Origin of the sequence: Clostridium celatum DSM 1785 (assembly GCF_000320405.1) — a bacterium.
Lineage (GTDB): Bacteria > Bacillota > Clostridia > Clostridiales > Clostridiaceae > Clostridium > Clostridium celatum.
Window position 1 is genome coordinate 1 of sequence record NZ_KB291717.1, and the last position, 7,397, is coordinate 7,397.

General features: G+C 26.4%; 8 protein-coding genes, 2 tRNA genes, 1 rRNA gene and 1 pseudogene. 2 read left to right on the forward strand and 10 right to left on the reverse strand.

Features of this window, described 5'->3' with window-relative positions:
* Positions 1-81: 81 nt before the first annotated feature.
* From HMPREF0216_RS15970 to HMPREF0216_RS15995, 6 genes and pseudogenes are all read right to left on the reverse strand, one after another.
* A complete protein-coding gene (locus tag HMPREF0216_RS15970) occupies positions 82-252 on the reverse strand; it encodes a DUF362 domain-containing protein (protein ID WP_040420252.1) in 171 nt (56 codons plus the stop codon).
* 87 nt (positions 253-339) lie between these two features.
* Positions 340-1,244: pseudogene (locus HMPREF0216_RS15975) on the reverse strand (PSP1 domain-containing protein).
* Between the two features lie 2 nt (positions 1,245-1,246).
* The gene (locus HMPREF0216_RS15980) at positions 1,247-2,179 is read right to left on the reverse strand and encodes a DNA polymerase III subunit delta' (RefSeq protein ID WP_005216472.1); all 933 of its coding nucleotides are present in this window, start codon (positions 2,177-2,179) and stop codon (positions 1,247-1,249) included.
* Between the two features lie 22 nt (positions 2,180-2,201).
* Positions 2,202-2,537 carry a cyclic-di-AMP receptor gene (locus HMPREF0216_RS15985; RefSeq protein WP_005216473.1) on the reverse strand — a complete coding sequence of 112 codons (336 nt, stop codon included), beginning with the start codon at positions 2,535-2,537 and terminating at the stop codon, positions 2,202-2,204.
* A gap of 217 nt (positions 2,538-2,754) precedes the next feature.
* Entirely contained in the window at positions 2,755-3,345 is a 591-nt protein-coding gene (locus tag HMPREF0216_RS15990; protein WP_040420253.1) for a nucleoside/nucleotide kinase family protein, read from the reverse strand.
* Between the two features lie 80 nt (positions 3,346-3,425).
* On the reverse strand, positions 3,426-3,659 hold the full coding sequence (locus tag HMPREF0216_RS15995) for a sigma factor G inhibitor Gin (RefSeq protein ID WP_040420254.1): 234 nt from the start codon (positions 3,657-3,659) through the stop codon (positions 3,426-3,428).
* A 142-nt stretch (positions 3,660-3,801) separates the two neighbouring features.
* On the opposite strand from HMPREF0216_RS15995, the gene HMPREF0216_RS16000 reads away from it, so the two are divergent.
* Positions 3,802-4,956: a zinc-binding metallopeptidase family protein gene (locus HMPREF0216_RS16000; protein WP_005216476.1), complete on the forward strand. Its 1,155-nt coding sequence runs from the start codon at positions 3,802-3,804 to the stop codon at positions 4,954-4,956.
* A gap of 170 nt (positions 4,957-5,126) precedes the next feature.
* Here HMPREF0216_RS16000 and HMPREF0216_RS16005 read toward each other — a convergent pair whose 3' ends face one another.
* Positions 5,127-5,606 carry a hypothetical protein gene (locus HMPREF0216_RS16005; protein ID WP_005216477.1) on the reverse strand — a complete coding sequence of 160 codons (480 nt, stop codon included), beginning with the start codon at positions 5,604-5,606 and terminating at the stop codon, positions 5,127-5,129.
* A gap of 260 nt (positions 5,607-5,866) precedes the next feature.
* Here HMPREF0216_RS16005 and HMPREF0216_RS16010 point away from each other — a divergent pair, with 260 nt between their 5' ends.
* Positions 5,867-6,811 (forward strand): magnesium transporter CorA family protein, encoded by a 945-nt coding sequence (locus HMPREF0216_RS16010; RefSeq protein ID WP_005216478.1) that lies wholly within the window; start codon positions 5,867-5,869, stop codon positions 6,809-6,811.
* Between the two features lie 248 nt (positions 6,812-7,059).
* On the opposite strand, the gene HMPREF0216_RS16015 is transcribed toward HMPREF0216_RS16010, so the two are convergent.
* From HMPREF0216_RS16015 to rrf, 3 genes are all read right to left on the reverse strand, one after another.
* Positions 7,060-7,134, reverse strand: a tRNA-Cys gene (locus tag HMPREF0216_RS16015).
* A gap of 5 nt (positions 7,135-7,139) precedes the next feature.
* Positions 7,140-7,215, reverse strand: a tRNA-Phe gene (locus HMPREF0216_RS16020).
* Positions 7,216-7,220: 5 nt separating this feature from the next.
* Positions 7,221-7,337 (reverse strand): 5S ribosomal RNA (gene rrf, locus HMPREF0216_RS16025).
* Positions 7,338-7,397: the final 60 nt, after the last annotated feature.

Below are 7,397 nucleotides of genomic sequence, written 5' to 3' on the forward strand. Positions count from 1 at the left end.
CGTCAAGTTGTTGCCCATGCTGGGCACACACATAAAAAAAGAGCCACCACTATTGGTGACTCTTTATACTTAATCCAAAAATTAAGCTTGTTCTGGAGCTCCTACTGGACATACATTAGCACAGTTCCCACAATCGATACAAGTATCTGCATCAATAACGAATTGAGTATCTCCTTGAGTTATAGCATCAACTGGACATTCTGCTGCACAAGCACCACAGTTAACACAAGTATCATTAATTTGATATGCCATTAAAAACACCTCCCCCATTAGATATATCATTATTATTTTATCACATTAAAATTTCTTTTAAAAGGAAAATTTAGTAATCTACCTTTTCTAATTATCTTTAATAAGATTTTTTATTAACTTCTTATCTTCCTCTGATTCTATTTCTAATTTTAAATCATAATCTTCTTATCATCTTCATAATGACCTTTTATAAGTTCAACATTTTCAATCTTGAATTCTTCTACTACTTCCTCTTCACCTTTTTTCAATTTTACTTTTACAGTTTCTTTAACAGTATTATTACTGAATACTTCTCCTGTACCTTCTTCAGTTTTAACAATAGAACCTACTCTTGGCATTCTTCTTCTTATGTCTTCATAAGTACTTTGCTCATAATTTAAACAACACATAAGTCTTCCGCAAATACCTGATATCTTAGTTGGATTAAGTGATAAATTTTGTTCTTTAGCCATCTTTATAGATACAGATGCGAAATCTCCTAAAAATGTAGAACAACACATTGGTCTACCACATGGTCCCAATCCACCTAGCATTTTTGCTTCATCTCTTACGCCTATTTGTCTAAGCTCAATACGAGTTTTAAATATTGTTGCTAAATCTTTAACTAATTCTCTAAAATCAACTCTTCCATCAGCTGTAAAATAAAATATAACTTTATTATTGTCAAAAGTATATTCTACATCTATAAGCTTCATAATTAATTTATGTTCTTCAATTTTTTTTAAACAAATTTCAAAAGCTTCTTTTTCCTTTTCTTTATTTTCTATATGCTTAGCTATATCTTCTTCAGTTGCAACTCTAAGTACAGATTTAAGTGGTGCAACAATGTCACTTTCACTAATTTCTTTTATTCCTATTACACATTCACCAAACTCTATTCCTCTTGCAGTTTCAACAACTACATAACTATTTTTTTGTATATCCATATCAACTGGATCAAAATAATATATCTTTCCAGCTTTTTTAAACCTTACTCCTATTACTTTTATCATTCTTAACCCTCCATAAAGCCCATTAACATTACTCTCAATGTCATTGTCCAATTAACATTACTTCTTATATTTTTTCTTGCTTCCTCTATTTTAATTATCATATTATTTAGTTTCCTAAAAGATAATTCCTTTGTTAATTCATTTATATCCTTAATTTTATCACTATTTATGATAAATTCGTTATTTTCAACTTCTTTATGTATTAAAATATCCCTAATAATTGATCCTATAATATTTAATACTTCTTCTTTGGTATCCTTATAGCCACTAAAGAATTCTTCTTTCTCTAATATACCTTCTAAATCATTACTTTTTATATCATTTAATAGCTTTATTACATTTAATCTTAGCTCTCTTAGGCTTTCATCATTAAAATATCTATCTATTTTCCCTGGAATTCCTTCACTAAATGCTATTGCAGCTTTCATCTCTTCTTGACTATTATTAAATCTTTTAAGCTCTATATATTTATCTAATTCTTCTCTTGTTAATGGCGTTAATTTATATATTTCACATCTGGATTTTATAGTATCTAAAATTAGCTCTAAACTTTCACATAAGATTATTATGTGAACTCCCTTAGGTGGTTCTTCTATTGTCTTTAACAAAGCATTTTGAGCTTGAGTTGTTAGCTTATTTCCTTTATGTATTATAATTACCTTCTTATCTCCTTCAAAAGGTTTTTTAGATACTTCTTCAATAATATTTCTAACATCATCAACACCAAATGATGATTTTTCTGTTTTATAATTAATTATATCAACATATTCTCTATTTAAATCACCATTTAATATAATCTTAGCTAATAAGTTTGCTAAAATACTCTTGCCTATACCATCTTCACCTGCTATAAGGTGCGCATGAGATAAAGTCCCATTAATACATCTAGTCTTAAAATTATTAATCAAATTGCTATAGCCTATAAATTCTCTCATAATCGCACCTCCATAAATTTATTTATATTTTAACAAATTGATCTACATCTAATACAAAAATTGTGGCTCCTCCAACCTCAACTTCAATAGGATATGGCATATACATTCCTGTTCCACTACCAATAGTACTTGGAGTTGGTGCAGAAACCATTTCCTTTCTTTTTTTGCATACATCTTCTATTATATTTATAACTTTATCAACAACTTCTTTTTCAACACCAATCATTAATGTCGTATTACCTGATTTTAAAAATCCTCCTGTTGTCGCAAGCTTTGTGACTCTATAATTTTTGTCTGTAAGCTCCTCAATTAAATCCATAGCATCATCATCTTGAACTATAGCTATTACTAGTTTCATACCCTACACCTCTCTCTGTAAATTAGCCTAATAAGTTTTTAATAGTACTTAATATAAAATTTATTCAATACCTCTACTCTATTTTATCATAAACATATAACACTTTACTAAATTTATTTTTCTTACTCTATTATATGAATTTTTATAAAAAAGAGCTATTTAAAAATAGCTCATTAATTTTCATATATTATTTGTTTATATTTTTATATAAATATTTCTAATTTATTAAATTTAATATATCGCTCTTTATATTATTTACACACTCTTGTAAAATATCATTAACATAGAATTTTTCAATATTACATGATTTTAATTTATCAAAGCTAAAATCATTATTATCTGCTAAAAATCTTCTACATAATTCATCATAATTAGAATTTTGTTGTTCCTTTTCTCTCTTTAAGGCTCTTTCTAATCTAACACCATCATCTAATTCAATATAAAACGGACATACATTTTCTTCACCAAAATGCATTTTTATATTTTTATATGCTTCTAATGTAACTATTAATAAATAATTATTTACTTCTAGATTAATTTGATTATCGTCTATAGTACAATAATACCATGGTCCATTAACAGTATCATACTTTCTCTCTTCTATTATCTTACCATTTTCTCTATATTCATTTAAAATATCTTCATTAATAAAATAATACTCTACTCCATTAGTTTCATTACTTCTTATAGGTCTTGTAGTATATGATACAATTGGCATTAGATTTAAATCTTTATCCTTCATTAATTCTTTAAATATAGTATCTTTTCCTGAATTACTTTTGCCCATTAAACAAAATATTTTGCCCATGATTTTATCCTTTCTCATTAATTAGAAGTTAACTTTCTTAAATATATTTTAAAGTACTTTTCATCTAATTATATATACATTTAATTTATTCTTTTTCTTCTATTTTTAATATTCTTTTTGTAATAGTTTCCGTTTATTTTATTTTTAAGTAAATCATATTTATTATCATTAACGCTAATGGAATTAATTTCTTTTACACATTCCTCACAAATAAAATATCCCATAATATCAATTCCACTACCTTCAAGTTCTTCCTCACATATTATACAATATTTTTTATTTCCTCTCCATATATCCTTATTATTAATTTCCATAATTCTCATCCTCCTTTACATTACTAGAGTCTGTCCACTTTTTCCTCTATGTATACTTAATATCTTTAAATTATTATAAATATTTTTATTATTTTTTGGAAAAAATAATATTACTATCATAAGATTGGGAGGATTTATATTTATGAAGCAAGAAATAATTTCTTTTTTATCTACATGCTATGATACATTATATGATTTAAATAAATTTATATATAATAATCCTGAAGAAAGTTATAAAGAATTTAAAGCTTGTGACTATTTAATAAAATTACTTAAAAATTATAATTTTGATGTTAAAAGCAACTTTTTAGGTTTAGATACATCTTTTTATGCTTCTAAAGGAACTACCTATCCAAAAATATGCTTCTTATGTGAATACGATGCTGTTCCAAATGAAGGACATATCACTGGGCACAATCTGCTAACTACAACTTCTATTGGTGCTGCTCTAGCATTAGGAAATATTGTTGAAAAAATAGGCGGTACTGCCATAGTTATAGGTTGTCCTGGTGAATATTTAGGTGGTACTAAAGCTATTATGACAAAACAAGGTGTTTTTGATGATATAGATGCTGTTTTGATGGCTCATCCTGATACAACAACTTGTGAAAGTGGCTCTTCATCTGCAATAATTCCCTTAAAAGTAAAGTTTATTGGCAATAGTGGCCTTAGTTTTTTAAATAAAGGAGCTTATACGTCATTAGATGGAATTCTTTTAACTTTTAATATACTTAATTCAATATTAAAGGGATTTCCTGAAGATGTAGAAATAAATTCTATTCTTTCTCAAGGAGGATTTACACCATTACTATTACCTTTAGAATCTGAAGCAAAGTTCTATATTCGTGCAAAAGAAATGGATTTAGCAATGTTGGCTGAAAATAAACTTAGAGAAATTGTTATTTATGTTTCTAAATTAATAAGAGTACAATATTCAATATCATTATATGAACCTTCAAATGATGAACTTATAACAAATAGAACTTTAAATAGGTTATTTAGCCATAACTTAAAAGAAAATGGAATCATAGATATTGGTGCTCCAAAGGATGTTCATTCTGGTTTAAGCATAGGTACAGTTAGTAAATCAGTTCCATGTATTCATCCATACTACTCAATAATAGAAAATAATAATATATCATATGGCTCTAAAGAATTTGCCAATTCTACTATATCTAATTATGCAATGGAGCAAAGCATCAAAGTTGCTGAAGCTTTAGCCTTTACTGGATATGATTTGATTACTAATGAAGGTTTATTAAAAGAAATAAAATCTACATTTTATAATAAATCATAAAACGATTAATATATATTAGCTAATATTTAAAAATATAGCTTATACTAAAAAACTGCATATTACATTAAAATATAATAAGAACACCTAATAAGAATATTTAATCTTACTAGGTGCTCTTTATTTAAAGTATATTAAATTTAATTACTAACTAGATTTTTAATGAAGTCTCTTTAAACGATATTACTAACACAATTTATTAATTTATTACTAGGATCGAATAAAAATTTTTCTACTTTTCCATCTTTCTTATATACACAACAAAACTTTGTATGTCCATTAAAATTTTTCGTATAATATTTATTGCACTTAATTATACTATACTCTTTTGGGGTATTGCACTTTTCTCCTATGTACAAAATATCTTTAAACTTTATACTTTCAACATTCTTCTCTGAATTACTATTTATTTTATTTATAATAAGCTTGTCTGAAATTATAGAATACTTATAAGCAATTTTACATCTTCTAAATTCTTTAATTAATATAAATAATATTACACATAATATTATTACATCTACTGTTTGTGTTAATTGCCCTTTCTTCTCCATTGTCATTTTTATAATCCTATGACTATATAAAGCTACAGTTATCATACTTAATGATATTACTAATGAAACAACTTTATTTTGCTTATTAATTTCTCTATACATAATTACAAATCCCCCAACTAACTTGCGCAATCTTTTCCATTCACAGTATCTGATTATACTAATTTTTTAAATATAATAACAAGTTTTAAAATATACTATAGCTAGTGTTTTTTTATCAAATTTATAAATTAACTCTATTTTACTATTAAATCCTGACTATTAAGACACTATAGTCTTTAATTTATATATTATAAATTAAAGACTATAATATATAATTATGTTATAATTTATATTAAACTTTATTAACAGAGAGGTAATTTATGATACAAATTTATAAAAGTATAGATGAAACTAATTCCTCATTAAGGGTTCTAGATAATATAGAAAATGGTTGTTGGATAAACGTAGTAGCACCCTCAGATGAAGAATTAATACTAATTTCAAAAAAAACAGGGGTACCATTAAATTTTTTAAAAGCTCCACTTGACGACGAAGAAACATCTAGAATAGATTTTGAAGATGGTTTCGTTTTAGTTGTAGTAGATATACCTTTTACTGAAATGGAAGACAACTCTTTAACTTATGATACTTATCCATTAGCTATAATACATTCTGAAAAAGAGATAATAACAGTTTGCTTAAAAAATAGTCGAATTTTAACAGATTTTATAAATGGAAGAGTAAAATCTTTCTTCTCATTTAAAAAATCTAGATTTATTCTGCAAATATTAAATAGAATTTCTACATATTATTTATTATATCTTAGACAAATTGATAAGAAGAGTTTAATGATCGAAAAAAGACTTCATAAATCCATGAAAAATAGAGAATTAATTCAATTACATTCATTAGAAAAATCTCTTGTTTATTTTTCTACATCTCTTAAGGCGAATGAAATAACATTAGAAAAAATGCTTAAACTAGAAATAATGCAAAAATATGAAGATGATCAAGATATATTAGAAGATGTAATAATAGAAAATAAGCAAGCAATAGAAATGACAGATATTTATAGTAATATTTTATCTAGTACTATGGATTTCTTTGCATCAGTAATTTCCAATAACCTTAATATAGTTATGAAAGTACTTGCATCTGTTACTATATTAATGGCTATTCCAACTATTATAGGTGGAATATTTGGAATGAACGTAGCACTTCCTCTTCAAGATAATCCAAATGGCTTTCAAATTATTATGATTCTTACATTACTTTTAACAGGACTTGCTGCATTTATACTTTACAAAAAAGATATGTTTAATTAATATAAATAAATAAAAAAATATCCACAGTACTCTTTTAAAATGCTGTGGATATTTTTTATTTATATGTTGATAACTTTCAAAGTCTAATAAATTTCATTATGGAATGAGCTTTTTTAAAATTTATTAACATTAATAATATAGTTATCCACTTTTTTTAAATTTTTTCAATTATTCGTGTGGATAAAATTAATCTTTTTATGAATCAATAGCAAAATAAAAAACCTACAAGTTTTACTTGTAGGTTTTTTTGGAGGCGCCACCCGGATTTGAACCGGGGAATAAAGGTTTTGCAGACCTCTGCCTTACCACTTGGCTATAGCGCCATACCTGGTGGCTCGACCAGGAATCGAACCAGGGACACGAGGATTTTCAGTCCTCTGCTCTACCGACTGAGCTATCGAGCCACATTACCTGGCAACGTTCTACTCTCCCACACGGTCACCCATGCAGTACCATTGACGCTGTAGAGCTTAACTTTCCTGTTCGGAATGGGAAGGAGTGTTTCCTCTACGCCATCATCACCAGATTTAACTTTATTTTATTTTCAGAGATTGTTCTCTGAAAATTGCACATGAATCATATTTTT